The 20,673-nt window shown below is 39.7% G+C and carries 20 protein-coding genes; 11 read left to right on the plus strand and 9 right to left on the minus strand.

The features are described 5' to 3' along the window. Positions 1–58: 58 nt before the first annotated feature. Complete coding sequence (locus GQR53_RS13395; protein WP_165744175.1) at positions 59–1,186, plus strand: zinc-binding dehydrogenase; 1,128 nt, start codon at positions 59–61, stop codon at positions 1,184–1,186. A gap of 523 nt (positions 1,187–1,709) precedes the next feature. After that, positions 1,710–2,195, plus strand: coding sequence for a hypothetical protein (locus GQR53_RS13400; protein WP_165722883.1), 486 nt, complete (start codon positions 1,710–1,712; stop codon positions 2,193–2,195). Between the two features lie 36 nt (positions 2,196–2,231). Here GQR53_RS13400 and GQR53_RS13405 read toward each other — a convergent pair whose 3' ends face one another. Further along, positions 2,232–3,437: an anhydro-N-acetylmuramic acid kinase gene (locus GQR53_RS13405; RefSeq protein WP_165744176.1), complete on the minus strand. Its 1,206-nt coding sequence runs from the start codon at positions 3,435–3,437 to the stop codon at positions 2,232–2,234. A gap of 149 nt (positions 3,438–3,586) precedes the next feature. Between GQR53_RS13405 and GQR53_RS13410 the strand changes: the two genes are divergently transcribed. The 3 genes from GQR53_RS13410 (at position 3,587) to GQR53_RS13420 (ending at position 5,957) form a co-directional block, all read left to right on the plus strand. Beyond that, positions 3,587–4,087: a GNAT family protein gene (locus GQR53_RS13410; protein WP_165744177.1), complete on the plus strand. Its 501-nt coding sequence runs from the start codon at positions 3,587–3,589 to the stop codon at positions 4,085–4,087. A gap of 173 nt (positions 4,088–4,260) precedes the next feature. Continuing rightward, complete coding sequence (locus tag GQR53_RS13415; RefSeq protein WP_165744178.1) at positions 4,261–5,289, plus strand: NADP-dependent oxidoreductase; 1,029 nt, start codon at positions 4,261–4,263, stop codon at positions 5,287–5,289. A gap of 50 nt (positions 5,290–5,339) precedes the next feature. Further along, positions 5,340–5,957 carry a glutathione S-transferase gene (locus tag GQR53_RS13420; protein WP_165744179.1) on the plus strand — a complete coding sequence of 206 codons (618 nt, stop codon included), beginning with the start codon at positions 5,340–5,342 and terminating at the stop codon, positions 5,955–5,957. A 120-nt stretch (positions 5,958–6,077) separates the two neighbouring features. Here GQR53_RS13420 and GQR53_RS13425 read toward each other — a convergent pair whose 3' ends face one another. Next, a complete protein-coding gene (locus GQR53_RS13425; protein ID WP_002962790.1) occupies positions 6,078–6,386 on the minus strand; it encodes a YkgJ family cysteine cluster protein in 309 nt (102 codons plus the stop codon). Positions 6,387–6,431: 45 nt separating this feature from the next. Continuing rightward, the gene (locus GQR53_RS13430; protein ID WP_165744180.1) at positions 6,432–8,360 is read right to left on the minus strand and encodes a RecQ family ATP-dependent DNA helicase; all 1,929 of its coding nucleotides are present in this window, start codon (positions 8,358–8,360) and stop codon (positions 6,432–6,434) included. Between the two features lie 249 nt (positions 8,361–8,609). Here GQR53_RS13430 and GQR53_RS13435 point away from each other — a divergent pair, with 249 nt between their 5' ends. The 6 genes from GQR53_RS13435 (at position 8,610) to GQR53_RS13455 (ending at position 14,815) form a co-directional block, all read left to right on the plus strand. Continuing rightward, the gene (locus tag GQR53_RS13435) at positions 8,610–9,914 is read left to right on the plus strand and encodes an NAD(P)/FAD-dependent oxidoreductase (RefSeq protein WP_002962796.1); all 1,305 of its coding nucleotides are present in this window, start codon (positions 8,610–8,612) and stop codon (positions 9,912–9,914) included. Between the two features lie 137 nt (positions 9,915–10,051). Next, a complete protein-coding gene (locus tag GQR53_RS21155; RefSeq protein ID WP_240917474.1) occupies positions 10,052–10,555 on the plus strand; it encodes a hypothetical protein in 504 nt (167 codons plus the stop codon). 163 nt (positions 10,556–10,718) lie between these two features. Beyond that, positions 10,719–12,140, plus strand: a complete 1,422-nt coding sequence (locus GQR53_RS13440; protein WP_240917475.1) for a hypothetical protein — start codon at positions 10,719–10,721, stop codon at positions 12,138–12,140. 95 nt (positions 12,141–12,235) lie between these two features. Continuing rightward, entirely contained in the window at positions 12,236–13,735 is a 1,500-nt protein-coding gene (locus GQR53_RS13445; RefSeq protein WP_165744181.1) for a DUF2235 domain-containing protein, read from the plus strand. A gap of 272 nt (positions 13,736–14,007) precedes the next feature. Then, complete coding sequence (locus GQR53_RS13450; RefSeq protein WP_165744182.1) at positions 14,008–14,397, plus strand: nucleotidyltransferase domain-containing protein; 390 nt, start codon at positions 14,008–14,010, stop codon at positions 14,395–14,397. Beyond that, positions 14,390–14,815, plus strand: a complete 426-nt coding sequence (locus GQR53_RS13455; protein WP_002962076.1) for a DUF86 domain-containing protein — start codon at positions 14,390–14,392, stop codon at positions 14,813–14,815. Before GQR53_RS13450 ends, GQR53_RS13455 begins: the two co-directional genes overlap by 8 nt. Before the next feature lie 173 nt (positions 14,816–14,988). On the opposite strand, the gene GQR53_RS13460 is transcribed toward GQR53_RS13455, so the two are convergent. The 6 genes from GQR53_RS13460 to GQR53_RS13485 form a co-directional block, all read right to left on the minus strand. Further along, positions 14,989–16,083 (minus strand): Fic family protein, encoded by a 1,095-nt coding sequence (locus GQR53_RS13460; RefSeq protein WP_165744186.1) that lies wholly within the window; start codon positions 16,081–16,083, stop codon positions 14,989–14,991. Between the two features lie 394 nt (positions 16,084–16,477). Further along, a complete protein-coding gene (locus tag GQR53_RS13465) occupies positions 16,478–17,563 on the minus strand; it encodes a HipA domain-containing protein (protein WP_240917476.1) in 1,086 nt (361 codons plus the stop codon). 196 nt (positions 17,564–17,759) lie between these two features. Beyond that, positions 17,760–18,143 (minus strand): HipA N-terminal domain-containing protein, encoded by a 384-nt coding sequence (locus GQR53_RS13470; protein ID WP_240917477.1) that lies wholly within the window; start codon positions 18,141–18,143, stop codon positions 17,760–17,762. Further along, positions 18,127–18,453, minus strand: a complete 327-nt coding sequence (locus tag GQR53_RS13475) for a helix-turn-helix transcriptional regulator (protein WP_165744183.1) — start codon at positions 18,451–18,453, stop codon at positions 18,127–18,129. Before GQR53_RS13475 ends, GQR53_RS13470 begins: the two co-directional genes overlap by 17 nt. 270 nt (positions 18,454–18,723) lie before the next feature. Further along, positions 18,724–19,857 carry a DUF1570 domain-containing protein gene (locus tag GQR53_RS13480; RefSeq protein WP_165744184.1) on the minus strand — a complete coding sequence of 378 codons (1,134 nt, stop codon included), beginning with the start codon at positions 19,855–19,857 and terminating at the stop codon, positions 18,724–18,726. Positions 19,858–19,859: 2 nt separating this feature from the next. Then, positions 19,860–20,345, minus strand: coding sequence for a hypothetical protein (locus GQR53_RS13485; RefSeq protein WP_165744185.1), 486 nt, complete (start codon positions 20,343–20,345; stop codon positions 19,860–19,862). Positions 20,346–20,673 lie beyond the last annotated feature (328 nt).

Below are 20,673 nucleotides of genomic sequence, written 5' to 3' on the forward strand. Positions count from 1 at the left end.
ATCGCCAATACAATAATGTTATTGGCTTAACAAATTTAATTCCTTGCAGGAGACACCTATGACAGATAAAAACATCCAACTTACTTCAACTATCAGCGAAGACAATAAACTAACACTTGCCTTAAAAAACATCGAGATGCCAAAGCCAAATGCCGATGAAGTAGTTATTCGTATTGAAGCTGCACCATTAAATCCATCAGACTTAGGCGTTTTATTCAGCGCAGCTGATATGTCTACTGCAAAACAATCGGGTACTGATGAAAACCCAGTAATTACTGCTGATGTTCCAGCTCAATTTATGCCATCACTTAAAACACGTGTTGGTAAAGCAACACAAGTAGGTAATGAAGGTGCAGGCACCGTAGTAGCAGCAGGCTCATCACAAGCCGCACAAGCATTAATGGGTAAAACCGTTGCAGTAATTGGCGGCGGTACGTATCGTCAATTTATATGTGCCAATGTACAAAGTTGCTTAGAGCTAAAAGAAGGGACTACCGCTAAAGAAGGTGCATCATCTTTTGTTAACCCACTTACCGCACTAGCAATGGTAGAAACCATGCACGCTGAAGGTCATAAAGCTATTATTCACGCGGCTGCAGCTTCTAACCTTGGCCAAATGCTAAACCGTATTTGTATTGCTGATGGCGTTGATTTAATTAATATTGTTCGTAAACCAGAACAAGAAAAATTACTGCGCGATATGGGTGCAAAATACATTATTAACTCAAGCAGCGACACTTTTCTTGCTGACCTAACAGCTGCAATAATCGAAACCGGTGCAACTATAGCGTTCGACCCTATTGGTGGCGGCCAACTTACAAGTGACATTCTTAACTGTATGGAAGTTGCAGCTGCGCGCGATATGAAAGAGCACACAATTTATGGCTCTGATACATTCAAACAAGTGTACATTTATGGCGCACTAGACCGCGGCCCTATTACATTAAACCGTAACTTTGGTTTTGCGTGGGGTGTAAACGGGTTCTTATTATTTAATGCCTTAGGTAAATTAGGCACAGATACAGTAATAAAAATGCGCAAACGTATTGCAGACGAAATCACCACAACATTTGCGAGTAACTACACGCACGAAGTGTCACTAACTGAGGTATTACATTTACAGTCAATTGCGGCTTATTCCAAACAAGCAACAGGCGAAAAGTACTTGATTAAACCTCAAGCTTAATTAAATAGGTTTAAGTAAGTATTAAAGACCGCAGCGCTAAGCACTGTGGTTTTTAAATATAAAAGCAGATGCTAATTAGGTATCTGCTTTTTTATTTGGTCGTTGTAAAAGCGAGCTCGGAGTATTTACTTTGGCTAATAAATTACAATCGTGGATTTCTATGACTTTTACTAAATAGCACTTATCAAACTGGCTAATCGCTAACGTTCATTCTTATTCTCTGCCTTGTAAACGCCCCTAATAAATTAAATACTTCTGTTGTTAATAATCAGTAGGTTCTCATTTATCGGTGTTGCTATTTTTTTGGCGATGACTTTAATCCAAACTTTAAACTACATTCAGACTTGAGTTCTATCTCTTGTTCTAGAGCTGACCATGTAATCCCAAACCTAGAACAAAAAGATCATTTTTGATCAAACCAACTTAACGCGTATTTTTTATACCATAAGAGTCATAATTCTGTAACTTTGATCCGCGATAATCTCTATCCGATAAATGAATACACTCAAGAAGATTAAGTAAGATGAGTACACCTTTAGTGCAACTAACATTTGCACAGCAATCATTTGATGATTCTATGTCTGCGGCGATGAGCCACGCTATGGAATATGAAAAGCTATCGCTAAAAGCCAATGCTGCGCATAACATTACGCTGCAGTGTGTGTTGCCTGATGGCGCAAATGAGAGCGATGTTATTTCACTAAGTGCAACGCAGCCCAGTGCCCGTGGAGCGCAGTATTTTACTGAAAAAACGCTGAGCAATGCGGACCTTGAATCTGGTACTGTAAATCTTACTTTAAGTAACATTACACAAAGCCAATGTTTTGTAGTGCAAATGATGCTGCACGGAAAAAACACGACTTTAAAAGAAAGCCAGCAACTCGATGTGTACATTAAAGCATTTGAGCAAGGCTATATTCCTGAGCAAATAAAAACTGAACATACCAAGTCACAGGGCGTTCGTAGCTACTTTGCAAGTATGGGCTCTACGTTTTTATCGCTGTTTTAGTACTGACAGCACTTGAATTACGCGACTTAGAAGTTATTAGTCTGCAAAACTCACTTTACCCATAGTGACCCCAGCAATACCCTGCGCAGTATTATTTAGGTGCTGCTGCTCACCTGCTAGGCATTCGTTTGCTAAAATAGCAAATAACACAGCCTCTTTTGCATCGGGATTTATACCTAAATCGTCGGTATTTTTAAAAGCCTTAATACGTGGGCAAAGCGCTGTAAGTTGCGCCATTAGTAATGGATTATGAATACCCCCACCACTTGCATACACCACACAATTTTGTTCGCGCTCTGCACACTCGTTTAATGCATTTGCTATAGCTGTTGCAGTAAAGGTATTTAAGGTGGCCATTACATCTTCATGGCTTAAATGGTGTGTATTTGTAAGCTGCTGTGCGGCGTTTAAATACGCTAAGTTAAATACCTCAGGCCCTGTAGTTTTAGGCATTTGAAGTTTAAAAAATGCGTTATTACACAATGCATTCAATAATGATGTATTTACCTTGCCTGCTTTTGCTATTTTTGCGTCATCGTCATAATGCATATCTTTAAAATATTGCTGTACGTAGGCATCCATAATGGTATTACCTGGGCCAATATCGGAGCTAAATACGACGCTGGCATCGCCGCTTTTGGGTAAAAATGTTAGGTTAGCTATGCCGCCCATATTTAGCAAAACCCGACTCTCAGCAGCGCTCGAAAAATACAAATAATCGCCATACACAGCAAGTGGTGCACCCTCGCCTCCTGCGGCTATGTGTTTTTGTCTAAAATCACCAATGGTAGTAATGCCGGTAGTAACGGCTATTTGGTCGCTATCGCCAATTTGTAAGGTGCCATTAGTAAAGCTTTTGTGGTTATGCTGCGACTGCGGGCAGTGGTAAATGGTTTGCCCGTGGCTTGCTATTACATCAATACTTGCTGGGTTTATATTCCACTTAGCTAAGCACTGATTAACCATATTGCCATGGAGTTTACCTACCCACGGGTGCAGTAAAGTTACAAGCTCTAAATCACACTCTCGTTTGGCAAATACCTGCTTTATTTTAGTTTTATAATCGTCGTTGTAGTCAACGGTGGTAAAATTTAAAACCTCAATGTGAGTATTTAAGCCCGCGCCCGTTACTTTACACAGTGCAACATCAAGCCCGTCCAACGAGGTACCGCTCATTAAACCAATAATTAAACGGCTTGGTTTTAGGGCGCTGTTATAAAGCGCTTTAATGTGAGGGTGCATAATGGCATCTAAAATAGGTGTAATATTTTGCTTATATTAGAGGACTTTAAAACAAAGTAATAGCCGTAAAGAGCTTAATTTAGGTTCTGATTGTTTAACTCTTAAATGATTGTTAAGTTAGTGTGCATACTAAAAATTTATGAAAAAATATGATCACCCTCAGAGAGTTCAAAGCCCAAGACGCGCCTTTTATTATTAACACCTTAAATGATGAACAGGTAACGCGTTATTTATCGTCAAAAATTCCGTTTCCGTATACGCAAGTCGACGCCGATTGGTGGATAAGCCAAGGCTCAAAAAACGGCGTAATTGATGCAACGGCTAAGGCCATTGTTGTAAATGGGCAATTTGCGGGCTGTATTGGTATAACTCCCGGCGAATTTGAATACAGCTACAGTGGCGAAATTGGTTATTGGCTTAATAAAGCCTATTGGGGGCAAGGTATTATTACTCGCGCTATTGAACTTATATGCAATGAAGCGTTTGCAAGCTCACACTTAAATAGAATTTTTGGTGCCGTGTTTGCTGGTAATACCGGCTCTATGAAAGCACTTACTAAGAGCGGCTTTGAGCAAGAGGCTGTGCTTAAACAGGCCATTTATAAAAACGGGGTATTTTACAATAGTCATATTTTTAGCAAGCTAAAATAAGCCATTTAGAATAAATACTCTGCAAAGCTTGAATTACCAGTACCTCGCCCAAAGCTAATGTATTGAGGTAAAAATATATATTTACACTGCTTAGCGCGCATTATTGTTTAGGTTAGATATTAATTTAACGCATAAACATTCGCTAAGTACATTCACTTTAAGAGGAGATTTTTATGTCTGCAACTAGTCGTCAACTTACTTTAGCATCACGCCCTAATGGCGCCCCGAACGAAAAAAACTTTGAACTTAAAACGGTAGAGCTTCCTGCATTAAAAGATGGCGAAGTTTTACTACGCACTATTTACTTATCGTTAGACCCGTATATGCGTGGTCGTATGAGCGATGCTAAGTCGTATGCTGATCCTGTTAATATTGGCGATGTAATGGTTGGCGCAACCGTGTGCCAAGTAGAAGAGTCTAAAAACGATAAGTTTAACGAAGGCGAATGGGTACTTGCCTTCACAGGTTGGCAAGACTACGCCATTACCGATGGCGAAGGCTTAATGCAATTAGGTAAAGAGCCTGCAAATCCTTCATACGCATTAGGTATTATGGGTATGCCTGGCTTTACGGCTTACATGGGTTTACTTGATATTGGCCAGCCTAAAGAAGGCGAAACCGTAGTTGTTGCAGCAGCAACAGGCCCAGTAGGTGCAACGGTTGGTCAAATAGCTAAAATTAAAGGCTGTAAAGTAGTCGGTGTTGCTGGTGGTAGCGAAAAATGTGCACACGCCGTTGAAAAACTAGGGTTTGATGCCTGTATTGATCACAAAGCTGATGACTTTGAAGAACAGCTAGAAAAAGCCTGTGATAAAGGCATTGATGTTTACTACGAAAATGTGGGCGGTAAAGTATTCGACGCCGTATTACCATTACTAAATACAGCAGCGCGCGTACCATTGTGTGGTTTAGTATCGCAATATAACGCAACTAGCTTACCAGAAGGCCCAGACCGTTTAGGTATGCTAATGGGTCAATTGCTTACTAAGCGTATTAAAATGCAAGGCTTTATTATTTTTGATGATTACGGCGACCGTTACGACGAGTTTGCACAAGACATGCAAAAATGGCTACAAGACGGAAAAATTCAATACCGGGAGCACATGGTAGAAGGCATCGAAAATACAGTAGACGCGTTCAACGATATGATATCCGGTAAAAACTTTGGTAAAACTGTGGTTAAAATTAATAACCCACTTTAATTTTATACGGCTTGTAAGGCAAAGCCCTTACAAGCCACAAAAGGACTGACATGATTAAACTACACCATTTAAATAAATCCCGCTCTAAACGTATAATTTGGCTTTTAGAGGAGCTAGATGTTGACTACGAAATTGTGGCTTATCAGCGTAATAAAGACACATTCCTAGCACCTGACGAACTAATGCATATTCATCAACTTGGCAAGTCACCGGTAATTGAAGATGGCGGTTTAATTATTGCTGAATCAGGCGCTATTACCGACTACCTTATTTCTAAATACGGCAACGGTAAATTTGCTCCAAAAGTAGATACCGCTGAATATGTTGACTACCAGCAATGGCTGCACTTTGCAGAAAGCTCAGCAATTTTACCGCTTTTACTTAAAATGTTTGTACTAAAAGACGGCGCTAAAACACAGTTTTTAGAAGGCTATGCCGACGCTGAAACAGCTAAAGTAATTAGCTACTTTAATGACCGCCTAGAAGGTAAGCGTTATTTAGTGGGCGATACTCTAACCGGCGCTGACTTTATGATGTCGTTTATTGTTGAAATTGTTAAAAACTCAGGTCAATTAGCACACTTTAAAAACCTCGTTAAGTACGACGAGCAATTACAAAGCCATGAGAAGTTTCATACAGCTAATGAGCTAGAAGCAAAGTACGACTAAACCTTTATATAATCTTTTTATATAACACTAAGGGGCATTTAGCCTAATGCCAGTCAGTTAAGCTGACTGGCATTAGGCTTTTAAGCCCCTTTGTTGTTTATGTACTTTAATAATAGCGGACTATATACCCGCTAAATCGCGTTCAGTAATACACTCGTCTGAGGCCATTTCAAACTCGCGGCAAACTAATGGGCGGTTTTCGTAAATGGAGCACATAAGCGTATTGCGGTCGAGTGCTTGGCACCAACCGTCGTCAGCGCGTTTCATTACTTCGCTGCCCCATTTATCGTATTCAATGTAGTTAAAAGGCACGCCGGTGTCGGTTACTATGCGCACTTCTAATTGGCAACAACAGGCTTGGCAGTTAGCACACGTAACAGGCTCTGGGGTAGTAGAAATATTTTCAACGGGGATAACAATATGAGGCATAGTGGCTTACTTTTTTGAATAAGCCACTAGGATACAGTAACTAATTTAACGCGCTAGTAGTTTTGCTTTAATATCGCTGTAACGCATCTGCTCGCACAGTGCAAAACCACTCAATTGGCGCACTTTATTACGCGCAAATAATGGCACACTCATCCCCGCTAAAAAGCGGCATTGGGTTTCAATACCCACATTATGATTACCTTTGTCTGCCATATGCGCTAAAAACTCATCTACCTTTTGGTAAATAAGTTGCTCGTCAATATATACAGGCTCTATAGAGTATTCAAGCTTAACCGCATGGCCTCTACACACACTACAATGCCCACATTGCTCAGGTGCATTTTGATCGTCAAAATAGCGCGCTAAGTTATAGCTTAAGCAACTTTGTAGCTCAAAAAAGCGTACCAGTGCAGCAATACGTTTAATTTCGGCTTGTTCTTTATCACTAAAGTAGTCGTGTAGTTGCTGGGCAAGTTCTGGGTTATTTATAACCTCGCTATGCACTTTGTATACTTGGGTAATACGTTTGGTTTCGAGCGTTATTAGGTTTTTTTCGGCTAGGTAATCAAGGGCTGCCACTACGCGTTTTCGATCAACCTGCGCGGCTTGCGTAAGGGAGTCAAAATTTAGCGTGCCCCATATTTTTTTAAAATCGGTATGGCTAAATATTTGTGTTAAAAATGCTTGGCGCTGCTGGTCAAACTGACTTAGTAGCTCGTTTTTATCAACCAAAAATTTATATTTAAAATCAGCGTAGTAGGCATATTGCGGCGTTATAGCGCCTTCCATTTCAAGCTGTACAAGTAAGGTTTTAAGTGCCAGTTGCCTAATATTACTTTCACTTGAAAGACTGTATTCTTGCATTTCCCATTGCTGGTGGCTTTGGCGAATATCGTTAATTACGTATTCAATACCGCTAAGCTCAGGGGTGTCGCCATATACAAAGTTTTCAACCGTATTTAGCCCATCTAAATTGGCAAGGGTGTAGCAGTTTGATGGATTGCCATCGCGCCCTGCTCGGCCAATTTCTTGGCTGTAGTTTTCAATCGATTTTGGTAAATCATAATGTATAACAAAGCGAATATCCGATTTATCAACGCCCATACCAAAGGCAATGGTTGCCACCACTACGTTAATTTTACCCGCCATAAAGTCATCTTGAATTTGCCAGCGTAGCGTATCTTCAAGCCCCGCATGATACGCCACCGCGTGCACACCTTGTGCACTTAGCACATTAGCAACTTGCTCGGCGCTTTGCTGTAGCGTTACATACACAATACCAGGGCCATTTTGCGCGCGCACAATGTTGGTAAGCTCGGTATTTTTATCGGCGGTTTTAACGCTCAACACACTTAAATCTAAATTAGCGCGGTAAAAGCCCGTTTGCACAATGCACTCGGGTGATATAGCAAATCGCTCTGCCATATCGCGTTTAACTTTTTTAGTCGCCGTTGCCGTAAGCAGCAATACTAAAGGAATATTAAGCTCTTCGCGGTAACGTGGCAGTTTAAGGTAGTCGGGTCTAAAGTTATGGCCCCACTCAGATATACAGTGCGCTTCGTCTACCACTAACATCGAAAGCGCCACCTGGCTTATAAACTCTCTAAAACGCTCGTTTTTAAAACGCTCAACCGACACCATTAATACTTTAATTTTACCATTTCGCACATCGTTCATTACGGTGCTGCTTTGCATTTGATCTTGGCTCGAATCAAGGCTAGCCGCATAAATACCTTTGCTATTTAAAAAGCTAATTTGATCTTTCATCAATGCTAGTAAAGGCGAAACCACTAACGTTAAATTTGGTAAATGCAACGCAGTTAATTGATAGCACAACGATTTACCCGAGCCGGTCGGAAATATAGCCAACGACGATTGACCATTTAAAAGCTGCTCTATAGTTTGTTGTTGCCCTGTTCTAAATTGGCTAAAACCAAAGTGCTGCTCAAGTGATTGAATTAGTGGCGTGGTCATAAATGTCCTTTTGATGGCTAAACAATAGTCATGCTTATAAAAATGCGGTGTAGATGAAATATTTGCAACTCAGTATACAACAAATAACATTATTTATTGCTGACATCATCTTTATTTAAGCGCAAACTAGAGCACTATAAAATGAGTAGTAACTGCTTGTTGCCAAAATAATTTATTGATACCCAAGTCATCTTAAAAAACTAATAAAAATACAGATCACTTGGGTATATTATTTTTGAGGGCAACGTTATGAATATTACTACACCTAAAATCGTCGTTATTGGCGGTGGTGCTGGCGGATTAGAACTCGCAACGCAATTAGGTCATAAATTAGGAAAGAAAAAACAAGCTGAAATTCTACTAATAGACAAAAACCGTACTCACATATGGAAGCCGTTACTGCACGAAGTAGCGACAGGCTCTATTGACCCCGATTTAGATGGCGTTGTGTATTCAGCCCATGCTGCAAAACACCACTATAACTTTCAACTTGGTACTTTTTGCAATATAGATCAAAGCAATAAAACAGTTACCCTTGCACCACTTTTAGATGAGCTAGGCCACACAATTTTACCCGAGCGCACCGTGCGCTACGACCACCTAGTCATTGCCATTGGCAGCGTAAGTAACGACTTTAATACCCCAGGTATAAAAGATCACTGCTACTTTTTAGATTCAAACCAACAAGCAGAGCGCTTTCAGCATTCATTACTCGACAGCTTTACACGCCTTCACCAAGACGACAACCAACAGCAATCACTTAATATTGCTATTGTAGGCGGCGGTGCTACCGGTGTTGAACTCTCAGCTGAGCTTTATCATGTGTCTGAACTATTAAAGCTTTATGGCTTAACAAATATGTCGTCTAAGCGTTTGCATATTCATTTAATAGAAGCCGGACCACGTATTTTACCAGCATTACCTGAGCGTATTGCCGTAAGTGCAAAACGTGAGCTATTAAAACTTGGCGTAAACGTGCGCGAGCAAACACAAGTAAAAGAAGGCACCGCACAAGGCTTTATCACCAAAGACGAAGAACACATTGATGCCGATATTATGGTGTGGGCAGCAGGCGTAAAAGCACCAGATTTTATTAAAGACTTAGGTATTTTTGAGCTGACACGCAGCAACCAAATTCAAGTAAACGAGTTTTTACAAAGCACCGTAGACGAAAGCATTTTTGTATTAGGCGATTGCTGCGCATTTACCCAAGCCGACGGCAAGCAAGTACCACCACGCGCACAATCGGCGCATCAAATGGCGCAGTGCGTCGAAAAAAATCTAATCGCAACGCTAAAGCAGCAACCACTGCGCGGCTTTAAATACAGCGACCATGGCTCACTTGTTAACTTATCAAGCTACAGCACCGTGGGTAACTTAATGGGTAACCTAACCAGTAATACCTTTTTTATTGAAGGTAAAATTGCCCGTTTTATGTATATATCTTTATACCGTATGCACCAACGCGCCATACATGGCAGCGCAAAAACCTTTGCATTATGGATAAGCGAAAAAGTGCTGCGGGTAGTGCGCCCTAAAATGAAGTTGCACTAATAAATTAAGTACGCTCACAAAACCACAAAAAAGCTTTAAGAGTTAATAAGTATTATCTCTTAAAGCTTTTTTGCACTTTGCGTACCTAAAGTAGTACGATGTGAGAATATTTTAATAACATCAAAGGATTGGCGGTTATGAAAAAGCGACTTCTCGGACTTATAATTATAGCGGCTTTGGCAGTATATCTATTTAAAACCCAGCCTAACACAGCCGCTGTAGAGCAGCCCAACGTGGCTGCACCAAATGCCACTGAGCCTAACTTAGCTAATAAAAAGCAGCCTGCAGAAGGCACCCCGCTACGAATAGTCACAGATCTAAAAAAAGATATTCGCCTTTGCAGAGATCAATCACAGCAACAACATATAAAAATAAATAATTTAAACCAATCGCTTGTTTCATTTTTTGTGAGTGAGCTTAAAAAAGGGACGTCGGTCCCTACGATTTTAAAGTATGCAAACCTATCAGAAATCAATAAACGTCAATACATTGCCTTTTTAAGAGATGCCATAGTTACTGAGCAAAAACAGCAGCTTAATATTACTAGCTCTTTAAACGAATTAGCTAATTGGCAAGGCATTGAGGCAATTAAAGGCTTCACCAATGATAAAGTAAAAGAAGATTCAACAGCTTGGAGATAATAAGCATAGCCCTCCAGGACTTACTCTGAGTGTACCCCTTGATGAAAATGTACAAAAAGAAACCCTTTATGCTTTATTAAACAACACAGATACATTTACCACTTATTCTAAAACGTTTATTAAACTTGAAGGCAGTGAGGTTATTTCTCCGGCTACATTGTTTGTGCTTAATGCAAATAAATTTACGCCAAAAGAGTTTGAGCAGGCAATTTCATCTAATCAATTTACAGTAAATGAAGTGGCTACTGCGATTAAAAACAACATTCCTAATGAGTATATTTTTGCGCTTATGAAGCAGGTGCCGGCACTGGATGCTATGCCGCTGTACGAAGAAAATTCTGTTTTATATAACATGGCTGATATTGCCGTAAGCCAGTTTAATTTACCGCTTGTAAAAGCACTACAACAACTAGGCGTAACACCAACCAATCGGCCTGGCTTATTTACTGGTTTAGATGTTGCAATAGTAAACCTGCCTAGAAGTGGTAACTTAACGCCAGCCCCTTTAGATGCAAAGCATACTCAAATGTTGGACTACCTCACAGAGCAGGGCTATAAAGCTCATAGCGGCAATGCTAATGACGACCTAAATGGCAAAGGCGTTTCTTTTGTAAGTGATTTTATTTACCAGCAAGGCGCCTATATTAATGGGCAGGAAAACCCTGAGCAATATGCTTACTTTAGCCCTATTGGTAAAATAGACAACGCCACATTGCCACAAGTAACTGAGCCAGATAGTTCTGAAATATCTCAATTTTTACAAGAAATACAACTTAAAAAAGAAGAACTAGATTCATACTCAAGCAATTGTAGTCAACTACCAAAGGAGCTATTTGCAGCCCAAAAGCTCATACAAGATAGAGACGCTTACGCAAAAGTTCGCGAAATTGAAAAAGAATATGGCAGCAACTTTGAAGACGTATTACAAGATATAGACCCTGTTTTAGTGAATTATTGGTGGAACACTCTTGCCGGTCGTACCTCTTCAGATAGAAGCGATAATGTATTTCGTGAGTATTTAGCTAAAAAAGAATTTAAAAAAGCACTTGAATACAGCCAAACAACTCCACTAAACCAAACAGAAACAAACGTGCTATTTATTAGGTTACTTGAAAATCCATATGACTTAGTTCCTATTTGGAATAGCCGAACACTACCCGTCCCTCCAAAGGATTTGGTTAGACTAAGCTGGTTTCCACTAAAAAAATGGCAAGAACTTGCACAACTTGGTTTTGATTTTTCGATTACCGATATACGTGGACGCGACGTTTATATACAAGCTGCATCATCTTCTGTCGAAGTAGTCCAATTTCTAATTGATAATAAAATACCGACTGTTCCCAGTAAACTTGGCGTAGATATACTCGACTTAGCGCTTGAGCAAAGCTACACCCAAGGGGAGTTAAGCCCAATGATTCCTTTAGCCCTGCAGCTTGTTGAAAAAATTGAACCGAATCACCTTTCTCGCGTTGCCCGATTAAAAACATTTTATCCTGAAGTTTATCAGCAGTTAGTACAACTTAACCCTGCACTAAAACCCGCTGAGGGCACAGAGCTAAATCACTATATTTTTAATAATCACTGATCTACATAACAGGCGAGCCATTACTTGATGAATATTGTCTTTAATTTTTAACATTGTCTGTGTAGAGTATTTAAAACAACTAAGGAAATTGGGTTATGACGGGTAAAACGCTAATTTTTAATTTTGACGGCACAGGAAACGAGCCCCGTGATGCAGAGCAATTTAGCTCAGAGCATTTTAAAGAAGACTCTAATATTACCAACATTCTAAAATTGCATTTACTGCTTGGCGGTAAATTAGAAGACTCCCCCATTACTCCTTTTGCTAACCAACTCAGTTTTTATTATCAAGGTATTGGCACTAAAGGCAGCCGCCTTAAACGCATTTTAAACCAAACCCTTGCACCTCGTGGTGACGACGTAGCCAGTATTTTAAATCAAGCATTAAGCGACTTTAAAGCTCACTACCTAATAGGCGATGCCATACTGCTAACGGGTTTTAGCCGAGGCGGTGCACTTGCTAGGCGTTTTGCCAAAATCCTAGAGCCTTTAATTGCTGATAATGTTTACGTATGTGTGTTTGATACCGTCGCCTCTATTGGCTTATCAAAAGTAAGTAAAGCCACACGCGGCGCAGAGCACGTTATTTTTGAAAACCACACCATTGCCAACAACATTACTCACGCGCTGCACTGCGTAGCCCTTGACGAAAAACGCCGCGCCTTTGAACCCACACTCATGAACCATCAAAGCAATATTACCGAGCTATGGTTTGCAGGTGCGCATTCAGACATTGGCGGCGGTTACTACCGCGATGGCCTAGCCGATATTTGCTTGCGCTATGCACTTGAGTGGTTAATAGAACAACCGCTTAATATTTCGTTACTCACTAGCCACGATATAGATTACGAAACCCTACTCCCCGATAGCAACTTAGTAGCACAAGATGACGTAACCGTAACGCCCGATCCGCTCGCATTAAGCCATCAACAAAATTACTTTTGGTTTAACCCATTTTTTAAATTAGTAGATAGGCAGTGTTATGTATTAATTGATGACGAAGCCAGCAACCTTGAGCCTTTAGTGCACTACAGCGTAGCCGAACGTATTAATAAGCTAACCAGTTATCGCCCTGAATCGCTTAAAAAACTGCATTACAAAATTAGCTACAACGACAACACCACGCTCAGTTTTATTGGTTTAAGCCAACATATAGAACTGGCTAATCAAAACATGAGTGTGCTGAGCATTAACCAAAGCCAAGATGTAATGGTATTTGCCTCTGAGCAATACAATGCAACCGGCCTTATGCTAGAGCAAGGCGCTACGTACCGCTTTACCCCATACCCAAATCAATACTGGTTTGACGATGGCATAAAGTGCACGCCATTAGGCTGGAACCGCGACAACGTACAACTTGGCGTAAAAGAAATCCCCATGGCCGTGCTTGAACCATTTAGACGGTTTCCTCGCGCACAATGGTTTTCACTTATTGGTGCTATAAATAAAAACGACGACCACCTTTTTGAAATAGCCAACGGCGCTGACATTAAAATGGATAAATCTGGCGAGTTTTGCCCATTCGCAAACGACCTAAGCCGCTTTTATGGCGCTAATGCCGGAAAAATAAAAGTGAAAGTAACGCGGTTGAAATAAGAGGAAACCGAGGCTTTTAAATTGTAGGCTGGAATTTACATCGCGCTTTGGCATTATAAAAAACACCATGCGAGGTATAAAACCTCACCTACAATAATTCAAACACCACAATCAACACTACAAAGCCCGCCTAAACACCTGTAGATACAAGGCGCACAGCTTGCTCGCGCGAAAAGCGAAGCTTTTAAATTAAATAAAACAAATATCAGTTTTAATGTTCACTATAAAACTGATAGGTTATTATTACTGTTTTTATCAATGGTTACTTTTTCGTGGCAAATGAAGTTATACAAAAAATAATTGAGTATTTACATCAAAACACCGACATTGATGTAGTTTGGCTATATGGCTCCCATGCAAAAGGGACAGCTCAGCCTCATAGTGACATTGACTTAGCCATAGCATTTAAAAACTTTGATCTGGAATCGTTCGATAAGCGCCTTAGGCCAAAAGAGCTTGAGCTTGAAATAAGTAATGCACTTAATCTTAACGAACAACTTATTTCGATTGTTGATATAAATATTATTCCAAGTTATTTAGCTTTCAACGTTATTGAATATGGAAAAATAATTATAAGCAATAATAGTGTTAGAGCGATGAGAGAGCAGCAGCGTATATATAGCCAGTTCGAATTTGAAACCATAGCGAGTAAACATGACTGATACCGGAATTACACTTTATTTAAGTGAAGTAACACGCCATATTGACGAATATATGCAAGAACTCGACGAACTCAGTCAAATCGATTCACTTAATAGTAGAGACTACCGAGCTGCAGAGCGATTACTACAGTTAATGACCGAGGTGTGTATTGGTTTATCAAAGCATTGGCTAAAGCAGCACAAAAGTAGTACCAGTAGCAACGCCTATCAAACATTTAGCGAACTTACTAATTTGGGCTTTTTGAGCGAGGCAGAACTACTGTCATGGCGTAAAATTATAGGCTTACGAAATGCTCTTGTTCACGATTACTTAAATATTGACCAAAGTATCGTTAAAACAATCATTAAAAAGCAACACTACACAACTATGCACGCATTTAGTATTAAAGCGATTACAGAGCTAAACAAAGATTCATAGATAAAACCTCACCTACAATAATTAAACCACTGCACTGAACAAAACCGTAGGTGCGATTTTACATCGCGCTTTGTTCTTATAAAAACACCCGCGAGGTATAAAACCTCCCCTACAACAATTCAAACACCTATTCGCCTCACACAATGAGGCGAATAATATGTGTAATTGCCTCATTAGGCAATTTTGTAACGTGTACTACGCCCACCTGCGGCGGTTTTCGTTAAAAATCCAAGCGTTTGCAAGTCCGATAAATGGCGTGTTGCGGTTGCACGGCTAACCTTAGCTACCTTTTGATACTGACTCGCACTAATACCCTGTTCAAATTGGCCATCAAGTAACTTATTAAGCACTTTTACTTGCTGCTCACCTAGCTTTGTTTGATCTTTACTTGCCCAGTAATTGGTTTTAAAAATTGTTTGCTCAATATTATTAAGCGTATGGTGTATCGCATTATTAAGCGTACATAAAAACCATTTAACCCATTGGGTAATACAAAGCTCTCCACGTTGAGTGGCTTCAAGCACCTCGTAGTAGCTTTTTCTGTCTTCTAAAATAGCCACCGACATAGCGTAAAACCGAATTGACTCAGCATGTTCTTGCGCTAATGCCAGGTCGGTTATAAGGCGTGTAATACGCCCATTACCATCCTCAAGTGGATGTATTGTTACAAACCATAAGTGTGCGATAGCTGCCCGAATAAAAGGATCTATTTGAGGTTCGTTTTGCATTTTGTTAAACCAGTTAAAAAATAGCGAAAGCTCTTTATTTACTCGCTCTTTAGGAGGCGCCGTAAAATGTAATACCGGTTTATCTAAACGCCCCGACACAACTTGCATTGGCTGGTCACCACGCAATTGCCCGCCCTCAATTTTAGTAAATAAGCTTTGCTCACCAGCAAACAATAAGCGATGCCAATTAAGCACTCGCTCTAAATTAAGCGGTGAGTCTGTGTTATTTATTGCATCAAGCATAATCTCTGCAAGATTATCGCTTTGCACTGTTGTTGGGTAAGGTTGCTCATTAATATTGAGCTTTTTAGCAAGAGAAGAGCGAACCGAAAATGCATTAAGCTTTTCACCCTCAATCGCACTGGAGTGAATAATATTTGCAAGTAAAGTATCAAGGGCTTGCTGCTTTTGTTGAGCACTTTGCACGCCCATACGCCCTACTAATAAACCTTGATTATATGAAAGATCCCTTAGTAAAGGAGCAAGCGCTGCAGCATCCCACGTAAAGTTTGGCCAGTTTTGCAGTTGCCATATCCACATAATCATTAGTCCTAAAGGTAATTAGCTTCAGTCTATGTTATTTATTTGCCTCATTCAATGAGGCGAATAGTAGAGTTAATTGCCTCATTACTTTTAAGCGTTACATTGAACAGTAATTCACTTTCCTGTGGTAAAAAATGTATTTTTAAGCGAGGTATAAAACCTCACCTACATTAATGTAAACACCACTCTTAACAAAAGCGTAGGTGCGATTTTATATCGCGCTTTGGCTTTTTAATAAGGCCAAGCTAAACACCTGTAGGCGCGAAGCTTGCTCGCGCGAAAAGCGTAGCTTTTAAATTGTAAGCCGGAATTTATCTCGCGCTTTTAATTTACTTATATCGCGTTGGCGATGGCAACCAATATATGAATTTATCACTCAAAATGCGTGTATTTATTTTCTGAAATTTATAAATGCATCCATATTTGGTAGTTGTATTATTTGCTCACTCAGCTTATTTGCAGCTTTATTAATTATTTTTATGCACAAATCAATGTGTGCTAATTCAGCAGAAGATAAGTTATTTTTAACAGCAGAAACTTTAGCCGTATCAATTGCGGCTAATACAGAATCAACGGTTTGACTCATAAGTAGTTGCATCCGTGGTAGTGAAATAGCAAATTCATCAGCAAAATCAGCTAACATGTAAGCTGTAATCTCATTAGTAAAATTGCCCGCACTTTGCGAATTATGCTCCCCCACTGACATAGCATAACACCTTGATATTTTAGGCTGTAAATAGCCCATATCACGGTCAATGCTTCCCTGCTCAATAATAGCCTCTATATTTACCAAGTCGTAAAACGGCGTAAGCTCTAAACCATTTTTACCAACAAAAAAACTAATGTTTTTGCCATGAGCATCGTAATTACGTACTAAAATATTAAATGTCATCCAACGAATAAGCTGAGCCTCATACGCTTGTACATTCGTTGTTTTAACACTAAAGAGTTTTGCAAAAGAAACGCCATCTCGAATATAAATACCATCCCCATCATCACCATGCTGACGCTCATATTTATAAGAAGGAGGTAAATTAGTGGCTTGGCAACCATCAATAATATGACGACGTAATACACGGCTTTGATCTTGTGTAACGCGCCTATCAAAACGATCTATTACAAATACTCTTACATCTGCGTAAGTACGCAACTCAACATGGGGAACATTGAGCCCCGACTCTTTTGCCAAAAGCATGGTAAAAAGTTCATTTACTGCAATGAAAGGCGCGGTACCTGTTTCGAATTTAAAAATTTTATTAGAACATAGCTCCCCTTCACCAAATCCTAATTTATTATTGATTTCGAGTAGGTTTAGTTTGTCTTGAACGCCAGCAACAGAGAGCCGAGTTCGGCCATCCCAATGAGTAATTGGCTCTCCAACTTGTACAAAGCGTTTAAGTTTTTGGCTTAGCTCGTCACTAGGGTCTGTTGTTCTTTCAAGGTTAAATTTGCAGCAGCCTGTTTGGTATTTAGGCAAGGCAGAGCCTATGCAGTGTGGTATTCCCCATAAATGGGCGATAACGTAGCATTAATGCCAAACAGGCGCTGCCCAAAGGGTTCTTCCTAGGAGCTATTTACTCTTTGTTGCTCGGTTTTTACTTAGCCCACTAGGTTGCAAATCTCGCGCCGCGATTAAATAGCTCCTAGTTTGGACAAATTTTAATCCGCAAAGATCAACAGACCCTAGTTACTTCACGAAAAAATGTTTGCTTTAAAGTATTGTTACTTGCTCTAAACGACAAAGCGCCTGACGTTTCCTCGCCAATTACTTTAATCAAACCAAACGTATTATTTTTAGAGATAGTAGTACTACTTATAATTTCATCAAGACCTTTGCCCTCGGGTAATAAGTTTTGTAAATAATTACGCACATCACGTGAGTCAAAATCACCATTGAGCGGTAAGTGTGGTGAAATAGCAAAACCCTTATTAATCCACTCAGGCTCATAGGTAAATGCAATTTCATTTTCAGAGCCTATATCAAGAGTTATCGCACCTATCTTCTGCGTATGCCCAATAAATACATCTAAGCTATTTTTTTTAATACCACTGCTCATCGCTCACCTCATCCTTGTTATTGTGGTGCGACTCGTCATCACTGACAAGTCTAAACGACAGCCCCAAGTATTCCATCACTTTGAGTACATTAAAAAACTGCACATTCACATCACCTTTTTCTATTTTTATCAGCGTAGGCTTTGAAATATTAAGTGCTTGCGATACATCAACCAGCGTAAGCTTCATGCCAGTTCGCTTTGAAGTAATCGCTTTAGCGAGCCGCACCGACGAAAACGGCTTTGATAGATCAGGCATTTCAGTGCGTTTAACAACTCTTCCAAGTGTTTTTTTTGCTGGTAATTCACTCATGAAAGGTCAACTATAGTTTACTTATACAATTTATTTTAGGGTAGCCAACCCAAAAGTCAAATATAACTTACTTTTAAGTTTGAACATATATTTACTGCCTATAAGTAAACCTTACCTTACTTATAGGAAGTAAAATAAAACACAACCCCATAAGTAAAGCATAAGTTACTTATGGAAAGTTAATGACATTTTGAGCTTAATAGCCAAGCTAAACACCTGTAGGCGCGAAGCTTGCTCGCGAAAAGCGAAGCTTTTAAATTTTTACCTTATTTAAAATATATGCGCTTTTAAAGGCTTTTTTAACCTCTGAGAATATTCACGATTAAGATTAGGAAATTGCTTATACATCATCGTTTTTAATTGCCTTTCAGATAGCTTATTACAGAGGAATTCTAGCTCAGCAAGCATTATATTCTTAAGTAACGCTCTCCCTGCTTGAGTATCCATTAAAAAGTAAATTGCAGCCCAACTGCTTGCATACAACTTACTGATGTCACCTTTTTTCCATGAGTCATCCAAACCCACTAACGAATCAATCGAAAATACACTTTTAGTAATATTGTTATTTTTCGTCCATGAACTATTCGGCTCAACAATAGCTGTTTGCATATTATTTTTAGTAAGCTCAAAGTATTCAGCAACCCCCTCATTAAACCATCTCGGGGTGTAACCTAAAACTGCTTTATTAATGGCGTGCACTGCTTCATGTACCGCAGTTCGCATTGCACTGTGTGCATTATCATAATGAATAAAAGCAGAATTACTCGCGTGAAAATACATACCCGCAGTGTTTGTAGGGTTACCACCGCGTTGCTTTATTGCAGCCTCATAAGTGCGGCGCGTAGGCAATACCGTTAAATTAAGCTTTACCTTTTTAAGTGCATGTACGCCAATAATCTGTCCATATACTTTAAATACAGTATTGAGTTTTATGCGTAACTCTTGGTTAAATGACGAAGGTAAATTAGGCGTATTTAAAGTGAGGTCAAAGTAATCTAACGGTTCAATAAAACCAGTATCGTAAGTTGCTACTGCGAAGTCCGGTTTTTTATCACTAAAATGCGGCACACCGTCACTGTCTGTCCACGTAAATATATCGCCACTTCGTTTATATTTAACCTTACCCAACGACACATCCACGCAGCGCGTATTGTTAGCTTGCGATAAGTGATTATCGGCAGATACTGATACATTTTGTAAAGTTGCCGTGCTTACATTTTTGAGTTGTTTAGTTGCTAACGGTTCAGTAGTTACCTGCGACGATAAACTATTATAAATTCGTTTAACCTCGCCTATAGGATCGTGATAATTAAATACCCGTCCAGTAAAATGATTAGCAATGAGCGCCGATGCAATTAGCAGCACAAAAAATATAAACACCACGCGCAATTTTGTTTTAAACATCTTTATGGGCGCCCTTGCCACTGTGCTTCAAACAACTCTTTTTGCTTACCCCGATACTCACTACACCATACAAAGTCGGCCGACTCCATCCCTTTTTTACGGCAACGTTTGGGCAATTTATAAAATTTTGACCAAGCATCAAGCTTAGCGGCATCTTTATAGCTATCGCTGTGCAAAGACATGTTTGATACTTTTTGATTGAGTAACCAATTGCTATTAGGCGTACGAGTTGGAGTAGAAGAAGAAGCCTGATAAGCGCTACCACTCTTTTTAGGCTTACTGCAGTGATTAGCAAGTAAAGTAAATAGCGTTTTATCGCGCGCAGTTAAACGCTCACCTTCTTTATTACTGTAGCCACTTCTAAATTGAGAGCGAATAGCTTCGCGCTGCTTTTTAATGCTATCGCATTGAGCTTGTGTGTAAGCCTCACCAGCTTGAGGAAAAGTTGTAAATACGCTAATAAATACCAGTAAAATCCATTTAATCATTATTCATTCCCTGAATTAAAGCTTTAAAAGAGTGTACCTATAAATGTGAAAAAACACATCAACATTACTAATCCAAAAAGCAAAAATTAAAGCTGTGGATGGGAGTGCACCTTGTGTCTGGTTTTTATAAAGCACCCGCGAGGTATAAAACCTCACCTACAATAATTAAACCACCGCACTCAACAAAAGCTTAGGTGCGATTTTACATCGCGCTTTGGCTTTTAAATAAGGCTCACCTAAACACCTGTAGATACCATCTCTCATTTTAAGCTTCAAGGCCGTATTTAACTTTCTTGGAGCTTAAACGCTTCTTGGTTTTTTATTACAC

The organism is Pseudoalteromonas sp. Z9A6 (genome assembly GCF_011378805.1).
GTDB classification, from domain to species: domain Bacteria; phylum Pseudomonadota; class Gammaproteobacteria; order Enterobacterales; family Alteromonadaceae; genus Pseudoalteromonas; species Pseudoalteromonas distincta.